Raw genomic sequence first — 26,906 nt, 5'->3', positions numbered from 1 at the left:
CACGGTCGCTGGAAAGAAACCATCGTCACGGGCAACGCGAAGGAGAGCACGATGACCCGCGACCAGTTCCCCCAGACCGGCAGGGATACTCCGTACCCGCCGGACGACCCCGACACCGAGCGGCCGGACGGCCCGATACCGGTACCGGAGGGACCGGACCGGCCGCCGCCACCGGACCCTCCTCCTCCGCCGGTATCCGATCAGACCGGGCAGCCGGAGCAGGGCAGCACCGACCCCTTCCTGACGATCGACGGCATCGACGGTGAAGCGACCGACACCGCACATGGCGGCACGTCCACCGCGCTCGGCGCCGGACGTGCGACCGGCGAGAACTCGATCACCGATATCGACGGCGTCGTGACGATGAACGGCCGCACGGCGCGGGCGGCGGACGATCAGGACGGACCCGGTCGGGACACGGCCGAGGAGGGCGCCATCGCCGACGCTCCCACCGGCGGACTCGCTGGTGACTTCGGTTCCGGTTCCGCCGGCCAGGCACACCAGCAGAAGGAAGAGGACGAGGACACCGGCGGTGTCACCGGTCTCGAATTCGGTGCCGGCGCCGAGCCGGATGGTATCGAGCGCGAGACCGTCGCGGCGCCGGACGATACCGGGGATGCGGAGCCGGAACACGCGGTGGCGGAGGTGACCGACGCCGAGCCGGAGCACGCGAGCACGGCGACGTCCGATGCCTTCACTCACGCGATATCCGAGAACGTCGCCGCCGAGCCCGACGCGGCGGAGGAGGAGCATTCGCCGAGCGCCTTCGACATGGATGGCTGACGCGCCGCGGCGGCGAGTGCCCCCGGCACCATGCCGGCCGGCGAGCGCACGGCGGTGACATCCGAGATCGCACGAGGTGGTCCGGTCGCGACGGCGACCGGACCACCTCGTGCTGCGCGTACCTTCCGCACGCCGGGATCCACGACCGTCCACTCGGCTACACGCCGTTCCCGGCCGCGGGTCGAGTAGACGGCCCGGTGCTGTTCGTGGACTGCCCCTACGAGGACCCGTGCGGTACGGGGAACGTCCCGATGCGCGGGCCGGATGCGGGTTCGCAGGCTTGGGTCATGCCCGAAACGACCGGTCCCCCAGCGGAAGGAGAACCGCCATGACCATCGATGCCAGGAACCAGCCGAGCAGCCCGCACGATGACCCCCCGCCGGCGCGTTCCGGTCGCCGCCGGGCAGCGGCGCGCTCCGTGGCGCTGGTCGTGCTGCTGCTCGTCACAGCCCTCGTCGCTCCCGGCGCGCAGGCGAGCGCGTACCGGGTACCCGATGACCGTGACGGTGCGGAGGGATCTCCATCGGACAGGGGGACGGGACATCCGGCGTACGCGCAGAAGGGCCGCCAGTGGCATGCCGTCCTCAGCGGAACCGACGGCGGTACCGATCCCGGCAGCGACACCGCATTCCGGGAGGATATCGCCCCCGGCGGGATGACCCGGGACACGACCGACGTCACCGACCCGTCGACGGTCCTGCCCGAGCCGCCGGATGACGTCCCACCGCCCGATCCGGACGCGGGCGACGACGACCCCGGTAGCTACTCGGGCGGGTTCGGCGGCGAGACGGTCATCACAGCTGCCCGCCGCGGGAACCTGCCCGAGACGGCGCCGCTGGACTCGTTCAACGTCATCTACGGATTCGCGATCGCGTGGAACTCCGCAAGGGCCGATATGGAGCAGCGGGCCGCGCGCCTCGTCGAGCAGCAGTCGGGCGGGAAGCTCAACGACGTGGACATCGACCTCGCCACCGCGGGCGTGGCGAGCTCGCTGGACCTGACGGTCAGCCCGGCGTCGAAGACCGTCTCGCTGTTCTACTTCGTGCCGGGACATCGTGTGACCGCGAAGGCGGACGTGGATCACGTCAGCAACCCGGATGTCACGGTCGGCTTCGACCTGGGGCTCGTCGTCAACCTCAGCACGGAGGGCCCGCGGGACGAGCCGCTGCGCCTCGAGTCGGCCGAGGCGCGCGTGATGCACCCCGACGTCAGCACCAGCGGCGACCTGGACTACAAGCTCGGCACGTTCATCAACGACGTCAGCCGGTGGGTGCGGACGTTGGGTCAGGCGCGCAGCATCGAATCGATCGTGACCTCGCGGTTGACCGGACACTCCGAGGACGTGGGGTCGTCGTTCGGCGCCCCGATCGCCACGGTCAACGACGCCATCCGCGAGGTGGTCGCCGATCGCGGCAGCGCCGTGGGTGGCATCACCCCGTACTACGACGACGACCAGCACCGGTTGGTGCTGCGGCTGGACGCGCCGGCACCCTCGCGGGACCGGCAGGCACGGGTGGGCTGACGTCACCCTCGGTGCTGCCACGCGCGACGCCCGGGTCCCCCGGCCACGGTCGCGGGACCCGGGCGCGTGCGACCGTGCCGCCAGGGTCGGCGACGACGTCCCGCCGGTCGGGTGCCGTGCAGCTGCGTGCCGGTGCGGCAGCACAACCCCGGAGGTCAGGGCGGCACCACGGCCGGATCGATGGGTCCGGAGGTATCCCGGTCACGGCCGCGACGGGGTAGCCTGAGGTCACCGCATACCGGCAGGTCCACTCCCGCACCTGTGAGGATCCTCCGCATGTTCGAGCAGGGCAGCGACTGTCCGCACGGGGCCGGGACCGTCGTCGTCGGCGTCGACGGTTCCGGGCGCACCCACCGGCTCGGCCAGATCGCCGCGGCCACGGCACGGCCGGTGACCCGTGCGGGGGACCTCGCCGAGTCGGTGGCCGACCTGGCGACGCGCCTGGACCAGGTACGCGCGGAGGGCGGGGTCGTGATGGTCGACGACGCCGACCGGCAGCCCGCCGCCGTACTGCAGGCGCTCGCCCGCGCATCCCGGCGTGGCGTCGCGATGGTGATCTCCCGGCGTCCCACGATCGCCACCCCCGAACTGGCCGACCTGGACGAGGCGGTGGCCGCCGGGGGAACCGTGCAGACCCTGGAACCACTCGACAACGAGGGGGTTGCCGCCGTCGTCTCGGCCGTCACCGGCACGCCGGCCTCGCCGGAGGGCGTCTCCGAGCTCCGCGAGGCGACCGGGGGGTGGCCCGCTGTGGTGGCGGCCGTGGCATCGGCGCCCGAGGGCACCGTCGCGCCCGCGCTCGTCGCCCGGGTTCAGCAGCGCCTGGCGATGCTCGAGCGGCAGCAGGCGTATCTCGCCAGGGTCCTGTCACTGCGAGTGGATCTGACAGACGACGTGCTCGGCCGGGTGGCCGGAATCGACAAGACGGGACTCGTGGCGGCGATGCGGGCGCTGCGCGACTCCGGCCTGCTCGTGTCCGGAAGCGACAGGATGATCCCCGCGGTCGCGCGGGCGATCCTCGCGGAACTGCCCCCCGCCGGGCGCCGCTCGTTGCACGACGCGGTGGCCAGGGAGCTCATCGCGACCGACCCCGAACCGGCGGGTGCAGCCGAGCAGCTCCGCGCGGCGCGCGTACGCAGTCGGGTCGCAGCCGGTGTGTACGCTGCCGCCGCGGACAGGTCACGCTTCGCGGACCCGCTCGCAGCGACCGGCTGGTACGACCTCGCGATCGACTCCGGAGCCGACCCGGCGACCGTGGCCGTAGGAAGGGCGGAGGCCACCGCCCTGCTCGGCAGGCCGGTGGACACCGACTGGGTGGCACTGCCCCTGGAGGATACCCAGCGGGCCGCTCTGGTGACCGGCGCGGTGGCCGCGCATCGTGGACGGTCCGGTCGCGCAGCCGAGTCGCTCGCCGAAGCGGGTCCCTTCGGCCGGGTGATGGCCGTTCCGGCCCTGGTCTCCACCGGACGGATCGAGCAGGCACGGGCCGCGGCCGCGGAGCACGCGCCGTCGAGTCACCTGCGGATGGCGGAGGCAGCGCTCGCCGCGCCCGACCCCGGTGCGGCATTGCCGGCGTTCATCGAAGCTGCCGAGACGGCCGAGCACGCGCAACCAGCTGTGGTGCTGCCGGACACCCCGCACGCGCTCGGTGCGCTGGTGGCCGTCACCGCGGGTGACGCGGCCACCGCCGAGCACCTCCTCGAGCGCGCACTGGAGACCGGTGTCGGCGGGCCGGTCGCGGTCGACAGGCACCGCGCCCTGCTGGCGTGGGTACGCATGCGCACCGGCCGGTACGACACGGCCGGCGCCGAGCTGCACCGGCTGGCCGGAACGCGGCTGGCCGGCAGGGAACGGCTGCTCGTAGCCGCGTTGTCGGCAGGCATCGCGCGCCGATCGGGCGACATGGCGCGGCTGCGCGAGGCATGGGCCGCCGCCGAACCGGTCCTGGCCCGCATGACCGTCGACCTCTTCCACACCGAGGTTCTCGAGGAGCTGCTCGTCGCCGCGACCCGGCTGCGCGAACACCACAGGGTGGGCCCGGTGCTGCGGATACTCGACGACATCCTCGACCGGTTGGCTCGGCCAGGGCCGTGGGTGGCCGCGGTCGAGTGGATTCGCGTGACCGTGGCCGTCTCCGGCGAGGACACCGACTCGGTCGCGGACGCGGCGCGCCGGCTCGGCTCGGCGGCAGCGGAGGGTCCGCGGCAACAGGCGCAGCGTGCGGCTGCCGAGGAGTGGGTGCGGGTCCTCACCGGCGCGATCGATCCGGAGCGGGTGCTGGAGACGGCGGAGGGGCTCGCGAGGGCTCAGCTGCCGTGGGAGGCCTCGAGACTGGCTGGGCAGGCGGGGATCCGCGCGGGGGACGCGTCCGCGGCACGCCGGCTACTCGAACGGGCCCGGGAGCTGGCCGACTCGGGTGCCGTGGCAGCGCGGGGTGCGGCCGAGGAGCAGCGCGGCGGGCTGTCCGGGCGCGAGGTCGACGTCGCGCGGCTGGTCCTCGCCGGGCGTACGCACCGCGAGGTCGGAGCGCAGTTGTACCTGTCGCCGAAGACGGTCGAACATCACGTCGCGCGGATCCGGACCAAACTCGGTGCCACCAGCCGGGTCGAGCTGGTGTCCGCGCTCCGCCGGATCCTGGCCGACGAGGAGCACTAGCCCCCAACGATTCCCCCGCAGGCAGGGGGATTGCCCCGATGTGGGCTGGTGATCCCGTGGCGCAGGATTGCCCTCAATGCCCCGGCAGCAGGGCGCGGGGCCGACACGAGGAGATGTCATGGCCACGGACGCGAGTATCACACCGGAGATGATCGAGAAGATCAAGGCGCTGTACTACACGATCTTCGGCAGCGAGGAGGCGACGGAGAACTTCCTCGCCGACCCGGAGGGAGCGTTCGCCGCTCACGACGTCGATCCTGCCGTGTTCGGCAGCGTCGACGTGGACCAGCTCGTGCACGGCTGCGCCTACCCGAGTGGCGGGGGCTCCGGTGCGGGCGGCGGCTCCGGTGCCGGATACGGCGGTGGTACCGGCGGTGGCGGTGGTGCAGGCGGCGCGAGCGGGTACGTACCGAGCGCGCAGTCGGTCCAGCAGGTCTCCCACGTGACGCAGAGCTACTACGCGGACCACTCCACGACGTACACCGACAACTCGACCAACATCGACAACTCGGTGGACGTCGGCGTGGATGGCGATGTGTACGGCGACGTCGACGTGGAGAACGACAACCTCAACCAGCTGGGTGACGGCAACGTCGGTAATGCCGGTGACGGGGACGTCAACGTCGCAGGCGGCGAAGGCTCCCAGATCATCGACGGGACCAATTTCGGCAACGCCAACACCGGCGACGGTGCGGTGCAGGCAGGCGACGACATCAATGCCCCGGTCAACACCGGAGTCAACACCGGCATCATGGCCGACGGCGATGTGGACAACGCGGTCGTCGGCGACGGAAACACGGTCAACCAGGTCGACGGCGACGCCGACGGCGCCGTCTTCGGAGACAACAGCGGCCTCGCCGGCGGGATCGACATCGACAGCGGCGGCGGTGCGGGCGGTAACGCGAGCGGCACCGGCGGCGACGCCGACGCCACCGGCGGCACCGGCACCGGCGGTGACGCATCCGGTGGCGCGGGCGGAGACGTGAACCTGAACCTCAACTTCGGTGGCGGCAGCCAGACGAGTGTCAAAGACTCCACTGTGGAGGATTCGGCGCTCACGAGCGATGGTGACGCCGCGAACGTTTCGGACAACAACATCTACGACGGTTCTGCTGCGTCGGCCGGTGGCGACGCCACGGGAAGCTTCGAGTCCACCGACGTCCAGACGTCCGACGTGCACGCGACCGACTCGACCGTGGCAACCGAGCAGGGATCCGGCAATCTGGATCAAGAAGCCGAGCCGGGCGCCGACGAGGTCCCCACCATGTGAGTGCGAGTCGTGGCGGCTCCCCGGTCGACGGCCGGGGAGCCGCCACGGGCTCACGTCAGGTGCACTGGCGGCGCGCCGCGCCGTACGCACAGTGGTCTGATGTGGACGGGAACTTCCGCACCGCTCAGCGGGAGGCGTCAGTGAAACGTTCCGGCAGTTCCACCCGATTACCCGGTGTGACGAACACCGGCGGCTCCGGATGTGCCCCGGCGGAGCATGACGGCGATACCGGTACCGGCAACGGTGACGATGGTGGTGGCGACACCGGCGAGAACGGCGGTGGCGAAGGCGACTACGACGCGGCCGCGCACGGTAGCTCGCCGTAGTCCCCCTGTCCGGGTGCTACGGGGACGGGGACGTTCCCGATGGCGACGGGCAGGAGCCGGGAGGGCGATGGATACATCGCCGAACGATCCCGACATTCCCCCATATGAGGGTGATCATGATGGACGACAGCAGGCACCCGTCCGGACCGGCCCATCCGCAGGCAGAAGCGGCAGATGACGATCGCGCACGGCCCGGGCAGAAGTCCCATGCCGAGGCGAATGCCGGCGTCAGCGCCCGCGACCAGGTCGTGGCACCGGCAGCCGGTGTGACGGAGGGTGGCGAGGCATTCACGGTGGGGCGCGCGGAAGACGCGTACCCGGTGAACGACCCGCACGTGGAACCCGCGCCGGAGCCGCCGGATCCCGGCCCGGACAGGGCAACCTCGCCGCGCGTGCGGACACCGCCGACGCCGAGCCGGAGCACGCCGTGGCGGAGACTCTCGATACCGAGCCCGAGCACGCGGCGACCGAGTCCCCGGTGGTAGCCGATCGATTCGAGGAGGCACTCCGGGAGGTCGATGACCGGGACTCGCCGGCCGGTTTCGACGTCCAGGACGGCTGAGCCACTGTGCCGTCGCCGGACGCGGCGGCACCGTGATTCCCGTGGGTTGCGCGGAAATTACGGAATCAGGGAATCGTTCCGCTGCGTCCGATGATGAGGCACGATGATGACCGTGGCACCCGAGACCGCCGGCAACGATGCGGTGGCCAGGGCGGCTGCCCTGGTCGATCTCGGGCTGCGCGCGTGCGAGGCCTACGGGCGGCCGGACCTGGCCGCGCGGCTGGAGAGCGTGCAGAGCGGGCTGGCCGACCCCGCCGTGCACGTCGTGGTGGTCGGCGAGTTCAAGAAGGGCAAGAGCTCCCTGGTCAACGCCCTGGTGGGTGCCAACGCGTGCCCGGTGGACGACGACGTCGCCACAGCCGTACCCACCTACGTGCGGCACGGCGAGCAGGCGAGTGCCGAGCTCATCGTCGAGGGCAGCCCGCCCCGGCGGGAGACGGTCGCTCTGGAGGAGCTGCACAGCCGTGTCATCGAACGTGACCCGGCGGGCGCCGCTTCCGGTGCCGACGAGGAGCTCGCGCTCGCGGGTGCCGAGGTGCGGCTGCCCCGCACGCTCCTGTCCTCCGGGCTGGTGCTGGTGGACACGCCCGGCGTCGGCGGGCTGGGTTCGGCGCACGCCGCGGCGAGCCTCGCAGCGGCCTCCATGGCCAGCGCGCTGGTCTTCGTCACCGATGCCTCGCAGGAGCTCACCCGCAGCGAGCTGGATTTCCTCCACAAGGCGCGAGAGATGTGCGGCACGGTGGCCTGCGTGCTCACCAAGATCGACTTCTATCCGCACTGGCGCCGGATCAGGGATCTCGATGCCGAGCACCTCCGCGAGCATGCCGACGTGCCGTGCATCCCCGTGTCGTCGCGGTTGCGCTCGGCCGCGGCGGAAGCCGGCGACAGCCAGCTGAACACCGAGTCCGGCTATCCGGCCCTGGTGAGCTTTTTGACCGAGCACGTCGGTGCGTCGGCGGCACACCGCGTGGCCGCCGACGCCGCTGCTGACGTCGCTGCCGTATGCACGCAACTCGAAGCGCAGTTCGAGGCGGAGCGGGCGGCCCTTGCCGACCCGGCCGAGGCCCGGCGTGTGGTCTCCGAGCTGACGGCGGTCAAGGAGCGGATCGCGAACCTGAAGTCCACAGCGGCGAAGTGGAACCAGACCCTCAGCGACGGCATCACCGACCTCAACTCGGATGTCGAGCACGACCTGCGGCGCCGCATCCGCACCGTCATCGCCGAAGCCGACGACGTGATCGAGGAGTCCGATCCCGCCGACACGTGGACGGAGATGGAGACCTGGTTGCGCTCCCGCGTCTCGCACGAGCTGCTGGCCAACTACACCCTGCTGCGTGACCGCGCCACGGCGCTCGGCGAGGAGGTCGGCGAGCATTTCCGGGAGGCATCCTGTGATGTCCTCGACCGGATCGCGGTCCCGGACCCGGAGCTGCAGCTGGCAGGCGCACGGGTGGAGCACAAGATCGAGCTGCAGAAGATGAAGGTCGGCAAGCAGGCGATGGTGGCGCTCAAGAGCGCCTACAGCGGCGCCATCATGTTCGTCATGCTCGGCACCCTGACCGGTGTCACGCTCGGCCCGATCGCGCTGGGGATCGGCCTGGTGATGGGGGGCAAGGGGCTGCGGGACGAGAAGAAGCGGCAGCGTGCCAACCGGCAGAAACAGGCGCAGAACGCGGTACGCCGGTACTGCGACGAGGTCAGCTTCGTGATGGGAAAGGACTCGAAGGACACGCTGCGCACGATCCAGCGGCAGTTGCGCGACCACTACACGGCACTCGCCGAGGAGCTCGACCGGTCCAACGCGCAGGCCCTGCAGCGTGCGTCCGATGCCACGTCGCACACCCAGGACGAGCGGGACAGGCGGCTGGCGGATATCGATGCCGAGCTGGGCAGGCTGCGGCAGCTCCGCGAGCGTGCCATGGAGGTGGTCGGGTGATCGCGCCAGCGCACGGGGAGACGTCGGGCCAGGGAGCACCGGCGACGCTGCTCGACGATGCCCGGGGCGTGCTGGACGCCGCGGTGCCGGTCTACGCGGGTACCGGGGATGCCGCCCGGCTGGCCGAGATCCGGCGCAGGCTGGACGAGCCGTTACGGGTAGCCGTCGCGGGGCGGGTCAAGGCAGGTAAGTCCACATTGCTCAACGCCCTCGCCGGGGAGCGGCTCGCGCCGACGGACGCAGGCGAGTGCACCCGGATCGTTACGTGGTACCGCGACGGCCACACCTACCGGGTGATGGCATACCCGGCCGAGGGCGAGCCGCGGCAGTTGAGTTTCGACCGCGAGGGCGGGGCGATCGAGGTGCACCTGGACGGTCTGGCTGCCGAGTCGCTGGCCAGCCTGGAGGTGACCTGGCCGTCCCAGGCGCTCCGCGCGGCCACGCTGATCGACACGCCCGGCATCGGCTCGCTGTCGGAGCAGTCGGCCCGCCGCTCCTGGGACCTGCTCGCGCCCGCCGAGGACGAGACACCCGCGGACGCGGTGCTGTACCTGTTGCGCCACCTGCACAGCAGCGACCTGGAGTTTCTCCGGGCGTTCCACGACACCGAGGTCAGCCAACCGAACCCGGTCAACGCCATCGGCATCCTCTCGCGTGCCGACGAGCTGGGCGTGGGACGGCTCGACGCGATGGACTCGGCCCGCACGATCGCCTGCCGGATGGCCACCGAGCAGAACGTGCGCCGCGTGGTGCAGACCGTGTTGCCCATCGCCGGGCTGCTCGCCGAGACGGCGGCGACGGTGACCGAGGCCGAGGTCGCGCAGCTGCGGCGGGTCGCCGAGGTACCGGTGCGGGAGGCGGATGAGCTGTTGCTCTCGGCCGACCGGTTCGCGCAGCGCATGCCCGAGCTCGGGCTGACATCGATCGAGCGGGAGGGGCTGCTGGACCGGTTCGGGCTGTTCGGTCTGCGGCTGGCGACCACGCTGTTGCGCCACAAAGCGGTCTCGACCGCTACCGAGCTCGCCGGTGAGCTGGCTGAGCGTAGCGGCATCGGGCAGCTTCGTGACGTGCTCGCCTCGCTGTTCTTCGAACGCAGGGACGTACTCAAGAGCCGCTCGGCGTTGCTGGCCCTGGACGCGCTGCTCCGTGCGCGGCCAAGGCCGGGCAGTGACCGCGTCTGCATGGAAGTGGAACGGATCCTCGCCTCGGCCCACCCGTTCCAGGAGCTCCGGGTGCTCTCGGCGGTGCGGGCGGGTTGGGTTACCGGGCGCGACGTTGTGCTCGGCGAGCTGGAGCAGATCATCGGCGGGGGAGGCGGCGCCCTCCACCAGCGTCTCGAATGCCCGCCGCAGGCGCGGACGCAGGAGCTGGCTTCTGCCGCGTCCGAGGCACTGCAGCGCTGGCAGCGTCGCGCCGAGAACCCGATGACCCCCCACGAGCTCGCCGTCGCGGCGCGCGTCGCCGTCCGGTCCTGCGAGGGGATGCTCGTCGAGCTGGGGTGGGGCCGATGAGCGCCCGGTGCGGACGGTCAGGTGCCGGCGTCTCCCTCCGAGCCGGCGTCCTCGCCCGCGCTCGAGCCGGTCCCCGGCGCGTCGTCGAACGGGATGATCGCCGAGTCGTCGGCCGGGCCGGCGTCCTCGAGGGCGGGCTCGCCGGGGGTGGCACTGCCAGCGGGCGTGCCCGGTTCGACGGTGTCACCGCTGGTGGCCTCCGCACTCGTGGTCACCCCGGACGCAGGGTCGCCCGCACCGAAGTCGAGATCGTCGATTCCGGTGTCGTCGCTGCCTGTCCCGAACGCGATGTCGGGGACCGGATCCGTCGCCGGTGTGTCATCGATCTGCTCGGGTGCCGGCATGCTGGCCAGCAGGTCGAGCCCGTGTTCCGGGGCAGGCCGGGTGCCTGCGGCGTCGCCGGATCCTGGCGTGGCGTGCGCGGTGACGAACGGCGCGAGGTGCTCGGCCACCTCGACGGGCGCGGTCTCGGCATAGCTGACGATCGCCTCGCTGAGCACGTCGTCCGGCAGGTCGGAGTAGCCGGACTCGCGCAGCAGCGCCGCCACATCGCGTTCCGCGGGGTCCGCCTCGATCAGCTCGTCGAAAACGTCCCGGAGTGGGCGTACCGGTTCCATACACCCACTGTAGGTGCCGTTCCGGGACTCCGCCTCGGGGAAATCCCCCTTCACCGTCTCGGGAGTTGTGACTGATGTACGTGCTTGGTGTCGATCTGGGGACGACGTTCACCGCGGCTGCGACGTGGCGTGATGGTCACGCGGAGGTGGCGTCGCTGGGGAGCCGGGCCGCGGTGATTCCGTCTGTGGTGTTGTTGCGCGAGGACGAGACGGTGTTGACGGGGGAGGCGGCCAACCGGCGGGGTTTGACCGAGCCGCAGCGGGTGGCTCGGGAGTTCAAGCGCAGGTTCGGGGATACGACGCCGGTGCTGCTCGGTGGGGTGCCGTATTCGGTCGAGGCGTTGATGGCGAAGTTGTTGCGTTCGGTGGTCGAGGATGTGGCGGCGCGGGAGGGAGGGTGGCCGGAGCGTGTGTGCGTTTCGCATCCGGCGAATTGGGGCCCGTACAAGCGGGAGTTGCTGGATCAGATGGTGCGCCTGACCGGGGTGGGGGTGCCGGTGACGTTCGCCGCGGAGCCGGCGGCGGCCGCGGTGTTCTACGCGCGGCAGCAGCGGGTCGAGCCTGGTGCGGTGGTGGCGGTTTACGACTTGGGTGGGGGCACGTTCGACGCGACGGTGTTGCGTAAGGGTGCGTCGGGGTTCGGGATTCTGGGTGATCCGGAGGGTATCGAGCGGCTGGGTGGGATCGATTTCGATGCGGCGGTGTTTCACCACGTCGGTCAGGCGTTGGGGGGCAAGTTGGCGGAGCTGGATGAGGAGGATTCGAGTGCGGTGGCCGCGGTGGCGCGGTTGAGAGAGGAGTGCGTGGCGGCCAAGGAGGCGTTGTCGTCGGACACGGATACGTCGATTTCGGTGCTGCTGCCGAATGTCTCCACGGAGGTGCGGCTGACGCGCGCCGAGCTGGAGGCGATGGTGCGGCCGACGTTGTTGAGTACCGTCGAGGCGTTGCGCCGGGCGTTGGACAAGGCCGGGGTGGCTGCCGAGGATTTGCATTCGGTGCTGCTGGTCGGGGGGTCGTCGCGGATGCCGTTGGTTACCCAGCTGGTTGGTGCGGAGTTGGGTCGTCCGGTCGCGGTGGATGCCCATCCCAAGCACGCGGTCGCGCTCGGCGCGGCATGGCTGGCCAGCGACCAACCCCCCGACGCTCCGGTGCAGGGGGCGCCGGTGGATGCGATGCAGCGGGCGGCGCCCGAGGAGGAGCCCACCTCGGGGACCGGGTCCGGCGCGGCGGCCGGGACCGGGCCACCGAGCGCCGGGGACCAGGCAGCCGTGCCGGCCCGTGAGCAACCTCCCCCCGCGCCACCCGCACCGCCCACACCGCCGGACGGCGGGCGCCGCAGGCGAGCCCTACCTGTGGCGCTGGCGGGGCTGGTCGCGATCCTGTTGCTGACCGGTGGGGGCATCTGGTGGGGGATCAACCAGGGCGGGGACGACGGAGGAGACGACCAGGACACCGACAGTGGGGCCGTCGTGGCGGGCACCACCGAACCCGAGGTTCCCCCGGACGAGGAATGTTCGGATGCTGTCATGGCCAATGAGCGGTGGGTGTGCCTGACCGGCGCGGCTTTCCAGGGTGATGAGCTGGTGATCGACTACGAGGCCGAGTGGGCGGGCAGTGTTCCCGACATCAGCACCGGCTTCCACCTGCACATCTGGGGTAGTGACGGCAACCGGCCGCCCGACTCGATCATGGGTACGCACGCAGGGGATCGGAGCGGCGACTGGGTGATCAAGGACGGGCGACCCGCCGTCCTCTCCGCGGCGGAGGTCGCCGAGGTCATCGGAGACCGTGAGAAGGTCTGCGCCCGTATCGCCGACGCGGACCACGCGCTGGTGCCTGACAACGACGGCGAGTTCGTGACCGGCAACTGCGTGCCGATCGAGCGGTGAGGAAACGCTCGGGCCCCGCATGCCGAACCGTGCCCGGTGCGGGATCCGCGAGTGGCAATGGGACAATAATTTGTACGATGGTCCAGATAGATGGACCTTCCAGGTGAATGCAGTCACCTCAACGGGAACTCGCGGGGGAGTTGGGCTTAATCTACTGCGCAGTAGTTCAGTGCAGGACCGCATCGTGCCCGCGTCCCGGTGGGCAGCGGGCGGCCCGGCTGACCCGTAACAGTCGTAGATCGCCGCTCGCGACGCCGCTCGCGACGGACACCCGCACAACGGCAAACGGCAATATTGCCCGAGCACCAGTATCGGAGGTCGAAGAGGACCCATGACCAACATCGTTGTTCTGGTCAAGCAGGTGCCCGACACCTACTCGGAGCGCAAGCTCACCGAGACTGACCACACGCTGGATCGCGAGTCCGCCGACGCGGTACTCGACGAGATCAACGAGCGCGCCGTCGAGGAAGCCCTGAAGATCAAGGAAGCGGGCGAGGGCGAGGTCACCGTCCTGTGTGTGGGCCCGGACCGCGCGACGGACGCGATCCGCAAGGCGCTGTCCATGGGGGCGGACAAGGCCGTGCACGTCTCGGACGAGGCCTTGCACGGATCGGACCTGGTCGCGACATCCCGGGTGATCGCGGCGGCGATCGGCAAGCTGGACAGCGTCGATCTCGTCATCGCGGGTAACGAGGCCTCGGACGGCCGCGGCGGCGCCGTGCCCGCCGTCGTCGCCGAGCTGCTCGGGCTGCCGCAGCTGACCCACGCCCATCACCTCGCGGTGGAAGGCTCCACGGTGAAGGTCGACCGGGAGACGGCCGACGAGGGCATCACGCACCTCGAGGCGAACCTGCCCGCACTGGTGAGTGTCACCGAGAAGATCAACGAGCCGCGCTACCCCTCCTTCAAGGGCATCATGGCGGCGAAGAAGAAGCCCGTCGAGACCTACACGGTCGCCGACCTCGGCATCGACGCAGGCGAGGTGGGCCTGGCCAACGCCTGGTCCGCGGTACAGAGTGCGTCGCCGAAGCCGCCGCGCCAGGCCGGTGAGCGTGTCGAGGACGACGGCGAGGGCGGCACCAAGATCGCCGAGTACCTGGTCGGCCAGAAGCTCGTCTGAGAAACGCTCACCGTCAATACGCTTTCGGAGGAACCAACCCATGGCTGAAGTCCTGGTACTCGTCGATCAGGTGGACGGCGAGGTCAAGAAATCCACCTACGAGCTGCTCACCGCGGCCCGGACACTGGGCGAGCCCTCGGCTGTCGTGGTGGGCGCGCCCGGCACCGCCGGCAAGGTGACGGAGTCGCTCGCCGCCTACGGCGCTGCCAAGGTCTACGTGGCCGAGTCCGATGACGCCACCACGTACCTGGCCACGCCGAAGGTCGACGCGCTGGCCACGCTCGCCGAGCGGGTGTCCCCTGCCGCGGTGCTGGTCTCCGCGACGTCCGAGGGCAAGGAGGTCTCCGGCAGGCTCGCGGCCCGGCTCGGCTCCGGCCTGCTGGGTGACGCGGTCGGCGTCAACGCCGACGGGACGGTCGAGCAGTCCGTCTTCGGCGGCGCCTTCAACGTGACGTCGAAATCCGCGAAGGGCACCCCGGTCATCTCCGTGCGCCCGGGCAGCATCGACGCGGAGCAGGCATCCGGTGCCGCCGCGGAGGAGACCGTCGAGCTGCCCGCTGTCGACCCGGCGAAGTCCGCGAAGATCACCGGTTTCGAGCCGGTCGTCGGTGGCGACCGTCCCGAGCTCACCGAGGCCTCGGTGGTCGTCTCCGGTGGTCGCGGTGTCGGGAGCGCGGACAAGTTCGACGTCGTCGAGCAGCTGGCCGACTCGCTCGGCGCGGCCGTCGGTGCTTCCCGTGCCGCGGTCGACTCCGGCTACTACCCGGCCCAGTTCCAGGTCGGCCAGACCGGTAAGACCGTCTCCCCGCAGCTCTACGTCGCTCTCGGGATCTCCGGTGCGATCCAGCACCGTGCGGGGATGCAGACGTCCAAGACGATCGTGGCCGTCAACAAGGACTCCGAAGCGCCGATCTTCGAGATCGCCGACTTCGGTGTCGTCGGCGACCTGTTCAACGTCGCGCCCCAGCTCACCGAAGCGGTGAACAAGCGCAAGGGCTGAGCACGCCGGGTATCCCGGTTCCTGCCTCGGGGCGGTGTTCCCATACGGAGCACCGCCCCGAGGTGCGTTCCGTCCCGGGATACTCACCGGCCCGCGACGAGCACCGTTCATCCACTGTGCACGGAGCTGTCATCCGGGAGCACTCCCGGCGCGGGCCATGCACGCGGTACACCTGGGGCATGGTTCGCTCGGAGCGGCCGGCCGGGACCGGTGGGCGTAGCGCGTCGGAACTCGAGATACCCATGGGGACAGCGGGCTACACCGTGCGTGTCGCGGCGGCGGCCGGTGAGGTCGCCGCCGCGCAGCGGTTGCGATACCGCGTGTTCGCCGAGGAGATGGGGGCCGAGCTCCCCGGCGCCGTCGCCGGTCGCGACGTCGACGAGTTCGACCGGTACTGCGATCACGTCGTGGTGCGGCACGACGCCACCGGCCAGATCGTCGGGTGCTACCGCGTGCTGCCTCCGGACGGGGCACGCAGGGCAGGCAGGCTCTATGCCGACGAGGAGTTCGACCTCACCTCGCTGGTCGGCCTGCGCCCGTACCTCGTGGAGGCAGGCCGCTCGTGCGTGCATCCCGCGCACCGCACCGGCACGGTGATCGGTCTCGCCTGGGCAGGCGTCGCCCGCTACATGCTGACGCTCGGCCACCGGTACCTCGCGGGTTGTGCCTCGGTTCCGCTGGCAGACGGCGGTGGCACGGCGGCAGGCGTGTGGGAGACCGCGCGACACCGCCACTACCCGCCCGAGAGGCTGCGGGTGCGGCCGCGGCGGCCGTGGACCGGCGCGGCACCGTGCCGGTCGGCCCGGCCCGCGATCCCCCCGTTGCTGCACGGCTACCTGCGGCTCGGCGCGTACGTGTGCGGTCCGCCCAGTTACGACCGCCGGTTCGACGTGGCGGACTTCTTCGTGCTGCTCGATCTGCAGCGGATGAACCGGCGGTACCTGAACCACTTCGCGGGAGTGTGAGCCGTGCACGCGTGGATGCCGCGCTCCCCGTGCGGGGCGGGCTGCGTCGATCACCGGGTCCGGCGGGTAGCGCCCGTCGTGGCGGCAGGCCGGCTCGCGCACGCCTGCGGCGTGCTGCTGCTGGTAGTGCTCACCGCGCCCGCGACGGCCCTGCTCGGCAGGAACGCCTGGCTCGGCTTCCACCGCCGCTTCTGCGCCGCCATGGCCAGGGCGCTCGGCGTGCGGATCGAGGTGCACGGCGAGGCCGGCCCGCCGGATCGGGGCGCCCTTATGGCGAGCAATCATGTCTCGTGGCTCGACGTGCTCGCCGTCAACGCGGTCCTGCCGACGCGCGGTGTCGCCAAGTCCGAGATCGCTGGTTGGTGGATGATCGGCAGGCTCGTCGCGGGCGCGGGCACCATCTTCGTGGACCGTTCCGCGCTGTCGACCCTGCCGCGCACCGTGGCGGAGGTGACAGCGGCGCTACGGGACGGCTGGCCGGTCAGCGTCTTCGCCGAAGGAACCACACGGTGCGGGCGGAGGCCGGGGCGCTTCGTGCCCGCGCCGTTCCAGGCGGCGATCGACAGCGGCGCCGCGGTGCGCCCGCTCGCGCTGCGCTACCGGGTGGCAGGCGCCGCGGAGACCACCTACCCTGCGATGGTCGGGGACGACTCCGTGGTGTCCTCGGCATGGCGTATCGCCCGGCTCGCCGGGCTGGTCGTCGAGGTGCGCCTCGGTCAGGAGATCGCCGCCGGTCGCCTGGACGATCGCCGGGAGCTCGCCGCGCACGCCGAGGCCGCGGTACACGGCGCGCTCGCCGCGGCGCGTGCGGACCAGGCCATGACGGGAGACAGCCCGCTGTCACCGCGCGTGTAGCAGCGCTCGGCAGAGCGTATCGACCGCCAGGGTGGGGACAGCCGGCACGGCCGATTGGCGCGTCCGGCTATCCTGGAGAGGCGATGACCTATCTCGACCATGCGGCGACCACACCGATGGTGCCGGAAGCCGTCACGGCACTGACCGAGGCACTGCCCCGCGTCGGCAACGCGTCCTCGCTGCACTCCTCCGGCCGCCGGGCCAGGCGGGTCGTCGAGGAGTCGCGCGAGAGCATCGCGGAGTGCCTCGGTGCGCAACCGTCCGAGGTGGTTCTCACCGGTGGCGGAACGGAGAGCGACAACCTCGCCGTCAAGGGCTTCTACTGGGCCCGCAACGCGGAGGACCCGGCTCGGGTGCGGGTGCTCGCCTCCGGGGTGGAGCATCACGCGGTGCTGGACTCCGTGCAGTGGCTCGCCGAGCACGCCGGCGCCGAGGTCACCTGGCTCGGCGTGGATGCCTACGGGCGCGTCTGCCCGGAGACGGTGCGCCACGCTATCGAGGAGAACCCGGACGACGTGTCGTTCGTCACCGTGATGTGGGCGAACAACGAGGTGGGCACCGTTAACCCGATCGGTGAGATCGCGGCGGTGTGCGCCGAGTTCGACATCCCGTTGCACACCGATGCTGTACAGGCCGTCGGCGAGCTCGACATCGACTTCGCGGCCAGCGGCGCGACCGCGTTGACGCTGAGCGGGCACAAGATCGGCGGTCCCTTCGGTATCGGGGCGTTGTTGCTGGCGCGGGACAGCTCGTGCGTTCCGTTGCTGCACGGTGGTGGCCAGGAACGGGAGGTGCGCTCCGGCACCCTGGACGTGCCGAGCGCCGCAGCGCTGGCAGCCGCTGTGCACGCCGGTACCTCGCGAAGGGACGAGCACGCGCGGGAGATGCGCGCGTTGCGCGACCGGCTCATCGCCGGGGTGCGCGAGCGGGTGCCCGATGTGGTGCTCAACGGCGCTCCGGTGGACCCCTCCGACGGGACGGCCCCGGCACGGCTACCGGGTAACGTGCACCTCACGTTCCCCGGTTGCGAGGGAGACAGCCTGCTCATGCTGCTCGACGCGCGCGGTATCGAGTGCTCGACGGGGTCGGCGTGCACGGCCGGGGTCGCGCAGCCCTCACACGTGTTGCTCGCCATGGGCGCCGACTCGCTCTCGGCACGCGGATCGCTGCGGTTCTCCCTCGGGCATACCTCAACCAGTGCCGACGTCGACGCCGTGGTGGCCGAGATCGCCGGCGTGGTGCAGCGGGCACGCAGGGCGGGCGTCGCCGGCGCCCGTACCCTTGAGGGGGACGCTGGGCAGGGCGGCGCTCCGGTACACCGCAAGCGGGATGAGGACGTGAGGGTACGAACATGACGGCAGGGCGACGGCGGACGGTGCTCGCCGCGATGAGCGGAGGTGTCGACTCCGCTGTCGCGGCCGCGCGTGCGGTCGATCAGGGCCACGAGGTGGTGGGGGTGCATCTCGCCCTTTCCGCCAAGCCGGGCACACTGCGCAGCGGTGCGCGCGGCTGCTGCACGGTCGAGGACGCTGGCGACGCGCGGCGGGTGGCCGACCTGCTGGGGATCCCGTTCTACGTCTGGGACTTCTCCGAGCGTTTCGCCGAGGACGTGATCGACACGTTCGTCGACGAGTACGCGGCGGGCCGGACCCCGAACCCCTGTGTCACCTGCAACGAGAAGATCAAGTTCGCGGCGCTGCTCGACAAGGCGATGGCGCTGGGCTTCGACGCGGTGTCCACGGGGCACTACGCTCGCCTGTCGTTCGCCGATGGCGTCCCGGAACTGCGGCGCAGTGCCGACCTCGACAAGGATCAGTCCTACGTGCTGGCATCGCTCACCCCGGATCAGCTGCGGCACTCGATGTTCCCCCTCGGCGACTCGCACAAGTCCGAGGTGCGGGCCGAGGCGGACCGGCGCGGGCTGGTCGTCGCGGCCAAGCCGGACAGTCACGACATCTGCTTCATTCCCAACGGGGACACGCAGGCGTTCCTGGAGTCGCGGATCGGCGCGAACCCCGGAACGCTCGTGGACGATCGCACCGGTGGTGTGCTCGGCGAGCACTCCGGTGTGCACCAGTTCACCGTCGGCCAGCGCAAGGGCCTCGGTATCGAAGCACCGGCTCCGGACGGCAGGCCACGGTACGTTCTGGACATCGAACCGGTCTCGGCGACCGTGACCGTGGGCTCGGCCGACCGCCTCGGCGTCACCGAGATCGACGCCGACGGAGCGGTGTGGCCGAGCGAGCGGGAGCTGGACGGGCCGACGGAGTGCGTCGTGCAGGTGCGCGCGCACGGGGGGACGGCACCGGCAGTGGCGGAGTCGGCAGCCGGCAGGATCCGGGTACGCCTCGATACCCAGCTGCACGGCGTCGCACCCGGTCAGACGCTGGTGCTCTACCAGCCCGACCAGCACGGCGACCTGGTGCTCGGCAGCGGGAAGATCGCCGACACCAGGGCTTAGTACCCGGCGTCCGTGGCGTGCCCTCGGCGCCGCGGACGATCCCGGTGCGCAGGACCAACCAGACACGACCCAGGCTGGAGCGGCCGAATATGCAGGACTGCCCGTGGCCGGTCGGGGCCGCAACCGCGCTCGGCCCCATGCCCGGCTCCGATATCATCACCTCGGCCGAGCTCGTGCTCGGTGAACTGCCCGAGTTCCCGCACGTTCCCGACCTGCCCGAGCGCGGTGTGGGCGCCGACCCGATCGGCCGGACGGCCGCACTGCTCACCGATCTCGCCGTGGAGGTGGCGCCGACGGGCTACCGCGTCGCCGCGCGCCCCGGCCGTCACCACAAGCGCGGCGTCGACCTGGTGCACAGGGACATGGACGGTCTCGAGCACGCCGCCGAGCGGGACGGTGCGCGTGGCGGGCTGCTGAAGACTCAGGTGGCCGGTCCGTGGACGCTGACGGCGAGTATCGAGCTCGCCCGCGGGCACCGCGTGCTGACCGACCACGGCGCCCTGCGCGACTTCACGGGTTCGTTGGTCGACGGTGTGGGCAAGCATGTCACGGAGCTGGCGCAGCGTACCGGCCGGCGCGTGGTCGTGCAGCTGGACGAGCCGTTGCTGCCGGAGGTACTGGCGGGGTCGCTTTCCACCCCATCGGGGTACGGGACCGTTCCGTCGGTGCCGGAGCCGGAGGTGAAGGCCGTGCTTGCGCCGGTCGTCGAGCAGCTGGAGCGAGCCACCGGCTCACCCGTCGTGCTGCGTTGCGGCGTGCCGCGGCCACCGGTGGGCGTGCTGCGCGGGACGGGCGCGCGGGTGCTGGCCCTGGACGCCACTCAGCTCGCCGGGGCGCCGGGGCGGGTGCTCGACGAGATCGGCGAGGCGTGGGAGGAGGGCACCGTGCTCCTTCTCGGTCTGGTGCCGGAGACCGCCCCCGCCGAGGGGGTCGACCTGCGGGGTCTGGCCGAGCCTGCGCTGTGGCTGGTCGACCGCCTCGGCTTCAACCGCTCGGTCCTGGCCGAGCGCGCCGTGCCCACGCCGGTGCGGGGGCTCGCCGACGCCGACGAGTCATGGGTGCGTCGCGCGCTCTCGCTGACCAGGGATCTGGGTAGGGCCTTCGTCGAGCCACCCGAGGGGTGGTGACCGGCGCGGCGGGTAGTGCCGGGTCCGGTCGGCGATCCGACTTGCGCATACCGGCCCCGGTTGCGGTCTCGAGCGCGTACCGTCATCGATGATGCGATGGTTCCGGCGTAGGCAGCGAAGCACACCCACCGACCCCACCGACCCCACCGACCCCACCGACCCCGCCGGCACGGAGGTCGTCGACCCGCGTACCCCGTGGCCGCAGCCGGACGGGCCGGAGGACCCGGAGGTCGCCGCGAGCGAGTTCTGGCGCCGCTGGGCCGAGCTGCTCCCCGAGATCAGCGCCGCGCTGGGCGAGGGCAAGGTCCAGCGTGTCGAACACGCGTTGTGTGAGCTGGTCGCGGCGCTGCATCCGGACCTGCAGTTCTCCATCGAGCGCGGAGCCCGTGCCGTCTACGCCCTCGTGCTGTCCAGCCGCGAGGACCCGGCCGTGCGGCCCTACACCGACGCGTGGATCGCGGCGGCCCCGGAACCCGACGCGATGTGGGAGTATCACGACTCGGTGCCTGCCGTCCCCGACCCCAGTGAGGTCACGGTCAACGTCGGCGAGGTCCGCGTCGCGCTCGCCGACGTCCGCGTCGCCGCGCGGGTCGATGCCGGTTCCGTGGACGTCTCGGTACACCATCCCCTGCTCGGCGAGCTCGACGGGAACCAGCGCGAGACGATGACGTTCCTGCCGCTCGAGGCGACGCTCGGTGAGCGTCTCGCCGCGCGGTGGTTACGCAGGGTGGAAGTGAGCGTCTCCGAGCCGGCGGACGCCATGACGCTGCTCGAGTTCCGCACGCTCGTGACCGGACTCGGCGATACGGGTGGGCCGCACGGCGACGGTGTCGGTGTGGCGGACTAACCTCGGTTGATGTGAGCGTGGAACAGCAGCGAGATGGGCGGGGCCGGGCCGGGTCGGTCCCGGACGACGTGCGGCAGCGACACACGGAGCTGGCCGAGGAGATCGATCACCACCGGTTCCGGTACTACGTGCACGACGCGCCGACGATCAGCGACGGTGAGTTCGACGCGTTGTTCGCCGAGCTGGAGGAGCTCGAACAGCAGTACCCCGGTCTGGTCACAGCGGACTCACCGACGCAGCACGTCGGTGGGACGTTCTCGACCGAGTTCACCGCCTATGACCACCTGGAACGCATGCTCAGTCTGGACAACGCGTTCGACTTCGAGGAGCTGACGGCCTGGGTGGAGCGGTTGCACCGGGAGCTGGGCGACGAGGCGGGCTCCGCGCTGAGCTACCTGTGCGAGCTCAAGATCGACGGGCTCGCGGTGAACCTGCTGTACGAGCGGGGCAGGCTGGTGCGTGCCCTGACACGCGGGGACGGCCGTACCGGTGAGGACGTCACGTTGAACATCCGCACCCTGGACGACGTTCCGGACTCGCTCACCGCGCGGGACGGGTTCGACGTTCCCGAGCAGGTCGAGGTCCGTGGCGAGGTCTTCTTCCGGGTCGAGGAGTTCTCCGAGCTCAACGCCGGGCTCGTCGCCGAGGGCAAGGCACCGTTCGCCAACCCGCGCAACGCCGCCGCGGGCTCGTTGCGCCAGAAGGATCCTCGGGTGACCAGCCGCCGCCCGCTGCGGATGATCTGTCACGGGCTCGGCAAGCGTGTCGGTTTCGAGCCACGGAACCAGTCGGAGGCATATCAGGCGCTCGCGGCTTGGGGGCTTCCGGTGTCGACACATTCCACGGTGGTGCGGTCGCTCGACGAGCTCACCGAGCACATCCGGTACTGGGACGAGCACCGGCACGACGCCGAGCACGAGATCGACGGCGTGGTCGTCAAGGTGGACGACGTGTCGTTGCAGCGCAGGCTGGGCACGACAGCACGCGCCCCGCGGTGGGCGATCGCCTACAAGTACCCCCCGGAGGAAGCGACGACGACACTGCACGCCATCGATGTCAACGTGGGGCGGACCGGGCGGGTGACGCCGTTCGCGGTGATGGAGCCGGTGACGGTCGCGGGCTCGACGGTGTCCATGGCGACGCTGCACAACGCGGGTGAGGTCCGGCGCAAGGGTGTGCTGATCGGCGACCGGGTGGTCATCCGCAAAGCGGGAGACGTGATCCCGGAGGTGCTCGGCCCCATCGTCGACGTGCGCACCGGCGGCGAGCGCGAGTTCGTGATGCCGACCGAGTGTCCGGAGTGCGGCACGAGACTGCGCCACGAGAAGGAGGGTGACGCGGACATCCGGTGCCCGAACTCGAGGTCGTGCCCGGCACAGCTGCGGGAGCGGCTGTTCCATGTCGCCGGGAGGGGGGCGTTCGACATCGAGGTATTGGGATACGAGTCGGCTACCGCTCTGCTGGAGTCGGGTGTGGTCACCGACGAGGGCGACCTGTTCATGCTCGACGAGGACAAGCTGTCCGAGGTAGAGCTGTTCCGCACCAAGTCGGGGGAGCTGTCGGCCAACGGCAGGAAGCTGCTCGCGAATCTCGAGTCGGCGAAGGACTGTCCACTCTGGAAGGTTCTCGTCGCTTTGTCGATCCGGCACATCGGCCCGACAGCGGCGCAGGCGCTCGCGCGCGAGTTCTCCTCCATGGAGGCTATCGAGGAGGCGAGCGAGGAAGCCCTCTCCGAGATCGACGGTGTCGGCCCGGCGATCGCCACGGCGGTGCGCGAGTGGTTCTCCGTGGACTGGCACCGCGAGGTCGTCCGGAAGTGGCGGGAAGCGGGCGTACGCATGTCGGAGGAGCGCGACGAGTCGATCGAGCGCAACCTGGAAGGGCTGTCGATCGTGGTGACGGGATCGCTGGACTCGTTCACGCGGGAGGAGGCCAAGGAGGCCATCATGGTCCGTGGCGGCAAGGCAGCGGGCTCGGTGTCGAAGAAGACCGCGTTCCTCGTGGCGGGGGACGCCCCGGGGTCCAAGCACGACAAGGCCGTCCAGCTCGGAGTTCCGGTGCTGGACGAGGACGGGTTCCGGGTACTGCTCGAGCGCGGACCGGAGGCCGCGCGGTCCGCGGCAGGCGCTGGTGACGATGAGTGACGTCAGCGTCCGCCCGGTGCGGCCCGACGAGCTCGCCCGGGTCGGTGAGATCACCGTGGCCGCCTACCGCGCCTCCGGTCTCCTGCACGGCGACAGTGACTACGAACACCAGCTCCGGGACACCGCGAGGCGGGCCGAGCTGGCGGAGTTGCTCGCCGCGGTGGACGGCGACGACGTGGTACTCGGGTCGGTGACCGTCGCGCGCTACGGCAGCTGGTTCGCACAGGTGGCCGTGCCGGGTGAGCTGGAGTTCCGCATGCTGGCGATCGACCCGCAGCACCGCGGGCGCGGTGTCGGCGAGCTGCTGACGCAGGCCGTGTGCGATCGCGCTGGTGACCTTGGTTGTCACCGTGTGGTGATGTGTGTCGACCGCAGTAACGCGCCTGCCCTGCGGCTGTACGAGCGCATGGGGTTCCGGCGGCTACCGGAGCGCGACTGGGCCCCTGTGCCCGCCGTGCAGCTGCTCGCCCTCGGGCGTGAGGTGACTGGCTGACTCACCCCGGGCGCCGGTCCGGCCGCTAACCCTCGAGTACCACAGCCACGATGCCTGCGAGATGTGCGAGGCGGGCGACCTCGGCGGCACGGAACATGGGACCGCCGGGCCGGCCGACCAGGAGTGCGCGGTCCGGTTTGCCGAGCGGGGTGGCTGCCAGCTCGGTACCCAGCTCGCGCCAGGTCGGGGGGATCCACGACTCCTCGGAGTCGAGGATCGTGGCCCGTTCCAACGGCAACCACGGCAGGCCCTGTAGCGGGGTCTCGGGGGCCGCTGTGGACGCGGCCAGCCGCTCGACACCCCCGTTCTGCCGCAGGACCAGCGCCCATCCGGAGCGGACGATCCGTGGGACACCCTCGGCGAGGATCTCCAGGCCGGTCCGGGGCGCGGCCGCGATCTCCTCGACCAGCTCCAGCTCCCGGTGGGTATCGAGCACGCCCGCGTACGGTCGCACCGCGTCGACCTCGACGCCGTCGACGCTCTCCGCGGCCGTGATGAGGGCATCGGGAAGGCTGCCGGAAGGCAGCTCCACGACCATGTCGTCGACGGCGATTCCGGATGAGCGTTCGACCACGTCGACACTGAGGATGTCCGCGCCGACCATACCGAGCGCTGAGGCTACCGATCCCAGGCTTCCAGGGCTATCCGGGATCTGTACCCGGATCAGGAAGGACAACGCGAACCTCTTCTCCTCTGCCTACCCCAGCATTGCCGTGGGGCGATGGACCGGTAGGACATTGTCTCAGACGTGCGCTCCCGCCGGGATCCGCCATCTCCGGTAATGCGGTCGTGTGCGCGACGGTGCGCGTCACGTAGAGTCATGCCCCGGTTCGCCTGCGGTTACCTCGCGGGGTGTGCGGTGCGCGCCGTGCGCGCGCTGGGGCGGCCCGCTCGCGATGCGCGCGACGTATCCGGATGACCGGGCACTAGACTGCGAGGCGCTCCGGGTTGGCGAACGCACCGACCGGTGAGCACGACACCCGACCGACAGTACGTAGACCCCGGGGGTTGCCCTCGTGTCCCAGATTTCCCGTGACGAGCTCGCCCATCTGGCCAAGCTCGCCAGGCTCGGCGTGAGCGAGGCCGAGCTGGACACCTTCGTCGGCCAGCTCGACGTGATCCTCGACTCGGTGGCCAAGGTCGGCGAGGTGGCCGGCGACGATATCCCGCCGATGTCGCACGCGGCGAACCTGACGAACGTCTTCCGCTCCGACGAGATCCGTCCGGGCCTGAGCCAGCAGGAGGCACTTTCCGGCGCGCCGGCAGCGGAGGACGGGCGGTTCTGTGTGCCGCGAATCCTCGGGGAGGAACAGTGATGGACCCGACCACGCGTACGGCGGCCGAGCTGGCCGCCGGCATCCACGCGGGTGAGCTCAGCTCGGTGGAGGTCACCCGCTCTCACCTAGAACGCATCGCCAAGGTCGACTCGGAGATCAACGCGTTCCTGCACGTCGACACCGAGGGCGCGCTGGCGACCGCGGAGAAGGTGGACGCGGATATCGCGGCCGGCCGGCCGCCCGTCTCCCCGCTAGCCGGGGTACCCCTCGGGCTCAAGGACGTGCTCACCACCAAGGGCATCCCGACGACCTGCGGGTCACGCACGCTGGAGGGGTGGGTCCCCCCGTATGACGCTACGGTCACGCGCAAGCTGCGCGAGGCCGATGTGGTGGTGCTCGGCAAGACCAACATGGACGAGTTCGCGATGGGGTCCTCCACGGAGAACTCGGCCTACGGTCCGACCAGGAACCCTTGGGACACCGCGCGCGTGCCCGGTGGCTCGAGCGGCGGTTCGGCCGCCGCGCTCGCCGCGTTCCAGGCGCCGGTGACGGTCGGTACGGATACGGGAGGCTCGGTCCGCCAGCCGGGTGCGTTGACCGGAACGGTCGGGGTGAAGCCGACGTACGGCGGGGTCTCCCGGTACGGCCTCGTGGCGTTCTCCTCCTCCCTCGACCAGGCGGGACCGTGCGCGCGGACGGTTCTCGACGCCGCGCTGCTGCACGAGGTGATCGGCGGGCACGACCCGATGGACTCGACCTCGTTGAACGCTCCGGTCCCTTCCGTCGTCGAGGCCGCTCGCCGGGGTTCTTCCGGGGACCTGAGTGGTGTTCGCGTGGGTGTGGTCACCGAACTCGGCGGGGAGGGCTACCAGCCGGGCGTGCTGCGGTCGTTCGCCTCGGCCGTCGACACGCTGCGCGAGCTGGGAGCGGAGGTCGTCGAGGTCTCCTGCCCGAACTTCGAGTACGCGCTGTCGGCGTACTACCTGATCGCGCCGAGCGAGTGCTCGTCCAATCTCGCCCGCTTCGACGCGATGCGCTACGGGTTGCGTGTCGCCGACGACGGCACCAACGGCGCCGACGATGTGATGTCGTTGAGCAGGGAGGCAGGCTTCGGCGCCGAGGTGAAGCGGCGCATCATCATCGGAACGTACGCGCTGTCCGCCGGTTACTACGACGCGTACTACGGTTCGGCCCAGAAGGTTCGTTCGCTCGTCACGAGGGACTTCGACGCCGCGTACGAGCAGGTGGACGTGCTGGTGTCACCGACGGCGCCGACGACGGCGTTCCGTGTCGGGGAGCGAGTGGACGATCCGATGTCGATGTATCGCGGTGACCTGTGCACGATTCCGACGAACCTCGCCGGCACCGCCGCTATGAGCGTGCCGAGCGGACTGTCCGACGAGGACGGGCTTCCCGTTGGACTGCAGATAATGGCACCTGCGCTCGCCGACGACCGGATGTACGAGGTGGGCGCGGCATACGAGCGCGCACGCGACGCGGCCGCGGGCGGCGCGCTGGTCGACCGGATCCCGGAGCTGTGAGGCAG

The 26,906-nt window shown here is 70.9% G+C and carries 23 protein-coding genes; 21 read left to right on the top strand and 2 right to left on the bottom strand.

All coding sequences use genetic code 11. The annotated features are described in order from the left end of the window. Positions 1-51: 51 nt before the first annotated feature. From H0B56_RS22730 to H0B56_RS05655, 8 genes are all read left to right on the top strand, one after another. Positions 52-783, top strand: a complete 732-nt coding sequence (locus H0B56_RS22730; protein WP_180891879.1) for a hypothetical protein — start codon at positions 52-54, stop codon at positions 781-783. A 328-nt stretch (positions 784-1,111) separates the two neighbouring features. After that, positions 1,112-2,305 carry a hypothetical protein gene (locus tag H0B56_RS05680; protein WP_180891878.1) on the top strand — a complete coding sequence of 398 codons (1,194 nt, stop codon included), beginning with the start codon at positions 1,112-1,114 and terminating at the stop codon, positions 2,303-2,305. Positions 2,306-2,581: 276 nt separating this feature from the next. Continuing rightward, entirely contained in the window at positions 2,582-4,960 is a 2,379-nt protein-coding gene (locus H0B56_RS05675; RefSeq protein ID WP_180891877.1) for a helix-turn-helix transcriptional regulator, read from the top strand. 118 nt (positions 4,961-5,078) lie between these two features. Beyond that, positions 5,079-6,230 (top strand): hypothetical protein, encoded by a 1,152-nt coding sequence (locus H0B56_RS05670; protein WP_180891876.1) that lies wholly within the window; start codon positions 5,079-5,081, stop codon positions 6,228-6,230. A gap of 176 nt (positions 6,231-6,406) precedes the next feature. Further along, entirely contained in the window at positions 6,407-6,556 is a 150-nt protein-coding gene (locus H0B56_RS05665; RefSeq protein WP_180891875.1) for a hypothetical protein, read from the top strand. 427 nt (positions 6,557-6,983) lie between these two features. Further along, on the top strand, positions 6,984-7,118 hold the full coding sequence (locus H0B56_RS23185; protein WP_281373596.1) for a hypothetical protein: 135 nt from the start codon (positions 6,984-6,986) through the stop codon (positions 7,116-7,118). A gap of 112 nt (positions 7,119-7,230) precedes the next feature. Continuing rightward, entirely contained in the window at positions 7,231-9,054 is a 1,824-nt protein-coding gene (locus tag H0B56_RS05660) for a dynamin family protein (protein WP_219632356.1), read from the top strand. Beyond that, positions 9,051-10,565: a dynamin family protein gene (locus H0B56_RS05655; RefSeq protein ID WP_343063770.1), complete on the top strand. Its 1,515-nt coding sequence runs from the start codon at positions 9,051-9,053 to the stop codon at positions 10,563-10,565. Before H0B56_RS05660 ends, H0B56_RS05655 begins: the two co-directional genes overlap by 4 nt. A 17-nt stretch (positions 10,566-10,582) precedes the next feature. Here the strand turns inward: H0B56_RS05655 and H0B56_RS05650 are convergent, their stop codons facing one another. Continuing rightward, on the bottom strand, positions 10,583-11,182 hold the full coding sequence (locus H0B56_RS05650; RefSeq protein WP_180891873.1) for a hypothetical protein: 600 nt from the start codon (positions 11,180-11,182) through the stop codon (positions 10,583-10,585). 74 nt (positions 11,183-11,256) lie between these two features. Between H0B56_RS05650 and H0B56_RS05645 the strand changes: the two genes are divergently transcribed. The 11 genes from H0B56_RS05645 (at position 11,257) to H0B56_RS05595 (ending at position 24,083) form a co-directional block, all read left to right on the top strand. Beyond that, complete coding sequence (locus H0B56_RS05645) at positions 11,257-13,071, top strand: Hsp70 family protein (protein WP_180891872.1); 1,815 nt, start codon at positions 11,257-11,259, stop codon at positions 13,069-13,071. A gap of 331 nt (positions 13,072-13,402) precedes the next feature. After that, positions 13,403-14,191: an electron transfer flavoprotein subunit beta/FixA family protein gene (locus tag H0B56_RS05640; RefSeq protein WP_180891871.1), complete on the top strand. Its 789-nt coding sequence runs from the start codon at positions 13,403-13,405 to the stop codon at positions 14,189-14,191. A gap of 40 nt (positions 14,192-14,231) precedes the next feature. Next, the gene (locus H0B56_RS05635; RefSeq protein WP_180891870.1) at positions 14,232-15,191 is read left to right on the top strand and encodes an electron transfer flavoprotein subunit alpha/FixB family protein; all 960 of its coding nucleotides are present in this window, start codon (positions 14,232-14,234) and stop codon (positions 15,189-15,191) included. Between the two features lie 179 nt (positions 15,192-15,370). Then, a complete protein-coding gene (locus H0B56_RS05630; RefSeq protein WP_180891869.1) occupies positions 15,371-16,156 on the top strand; it encodes a GNAT family N-acetyltransferase in 786 nt (261 codons plus the stop codon). A gap of 3 nt (positions 16,157-16,159) precedes the next feature. Next, positions 16,160-17,011, top strand: coding sequence for a lysophospholipid acyltransferase family protein (locus H0B56_RS05625; protein ID WP_343063769.1), 852 nt, complete (start codon positions 16,160-16,162; stop codon positions 17,009-17,011). An 83-nt stretch (positions 17,012-17,094) separates the two neighbouring features. Next, positions 17,095-18,366, top strand: a complete 1,272-nt coding sequence (locus H0B56_RS05620) for a cysteine desulfurase family protein (protein ID WP_180891868.1) — start codon at positions 17,095-17,097, stop codon at positions 18,364-18,366. After that, positions 18,363-19,472 carry a tRNA 2-thiouridine(34) synthase MnmA gene (gene mnmA, locus H0B56_RS05615; protein ID WP_180891867.1) on the top strand — a complete coding sequence of 370 codons (1,110 nt, stop codon included), beginning with the start codon at positions 18,363-18,365 and terminating at the stop codon, positions 19,470-19,472. Before H0B56_RS05620 ends, mnmA begins: the two co-directional genes overlap by 4 nt. Before the next feature lie 89 nt (positions 19,473-19,561). Next, entirely contained in the window at positions 19,562-20,599 is a 1,038-nt protein-coding gene (locus tag H0B56_RS05610; RefSeq protein WP_180891866.1) for a uroporphyrinogen decarboxylase/cobalamine-independent methonine synthase family protein, read from the top strand. Between the two features lie 91 nt (positions 20,600-20,690). After that, positions 20,691-21,446, top strand: a complete 756-nt coding sequence (locus H0B56_RS05605) for a hypothetical protein (RefSeq protein WP_180892355.1) — start codon at positions 20,691-20,693, stop codon at positions 21,444-21,446. 11 nt (positions 21,447-21,457) lie between these two features. Next, positions 21,458-23,590, top strand: a complete 2,133-nt coding sequence (ligA, locus tag H0B56_RS05600) for an NAD-dependent DNA ligase LigA (RefSeq protein ID WP_180891865.1) — start codon at positions 21,458-21,460, stop codon at positions 23,588-23,590. Continuing rightward, positions 23,583-24,083, top strand: a complete 501-nt coding sequence (locus H0B56_RS05595; RefSeq protein ID WP_180891864.1) for a GNAT family N-acetyltransferase — start codon at positions 23,583-23,585, stop codon at positions 24,081-24,083. Before ligA ends, H0B56_RS05595 begins: the two co-directional genes overlap by 8 nt. 25 nt (positions 24,084-24,108) lie before the next feature. Here H0B56_RS05595 and H0B56_RS05590 read toward each other — a convergent pair whose 3' ends face one another. Continuing rightward, positions 24,109-24,759, bottom strand: a complete 651-nt coding sequence (locus H0B56_RS05590) for an ACT domain-containing protein (protein WP_180891863.1) — start codon at positions 24,757-24,759, stop codon at positions 24,109-24,111. A gap of 340 nt (positions 24,760-25,099) precedes the next feature. Here H0B56_RS05590 and gatC point away from each other — a divergent pair, with 340 nt between their 5' ends. Both gatC and gatA read left to right on the top strand, forming a co-directional pair. After that, complete coding sequence (gene gatC / locus H0B56_RS05585) at positions 25,100-25,399, top strand: Asp-tRNA(Asn)/Glu-tRNA(Gln) amidotransferase subunit GatC (protein ID WP_180891862.1); 300 nt, start codon at positions 25,100-25,102, stop codon at positions 25,397-25,399. Continuing rightward, positions 25,399-26,901, top strand: a complete 1,503-nt coding sequence (gene gatA, locus H0B56_RS05580; protein ID WP_180891861.1) for an Asp-tRNA(Asn)/Glu-tRNA(Gln) amidotransferase subunit GatA — start codon at positions 25,399-25,401, stop codon at positions 26,899-26,901. The genes gatC and gatA overlap by 1 nt, the downstream gene beginning before the upstream one ends. Positions 26,902-26,906 lie beyond the last annotated feature (5 nt).

The organism is Haloechinothrix aidingensis, from assembly GCF_013450155.1.
Taxonomy (GTDB): domain Bacteria; phylum Actinomycetota; class Actinomycetes; order Mycobacteriales; family Pseudonocardiaceae; genus Haloechinothrix; species Haloechinothrix aidingensis.
This window is presented reverse-complemented; position numbering and strand designations above follow the sequence as displayed.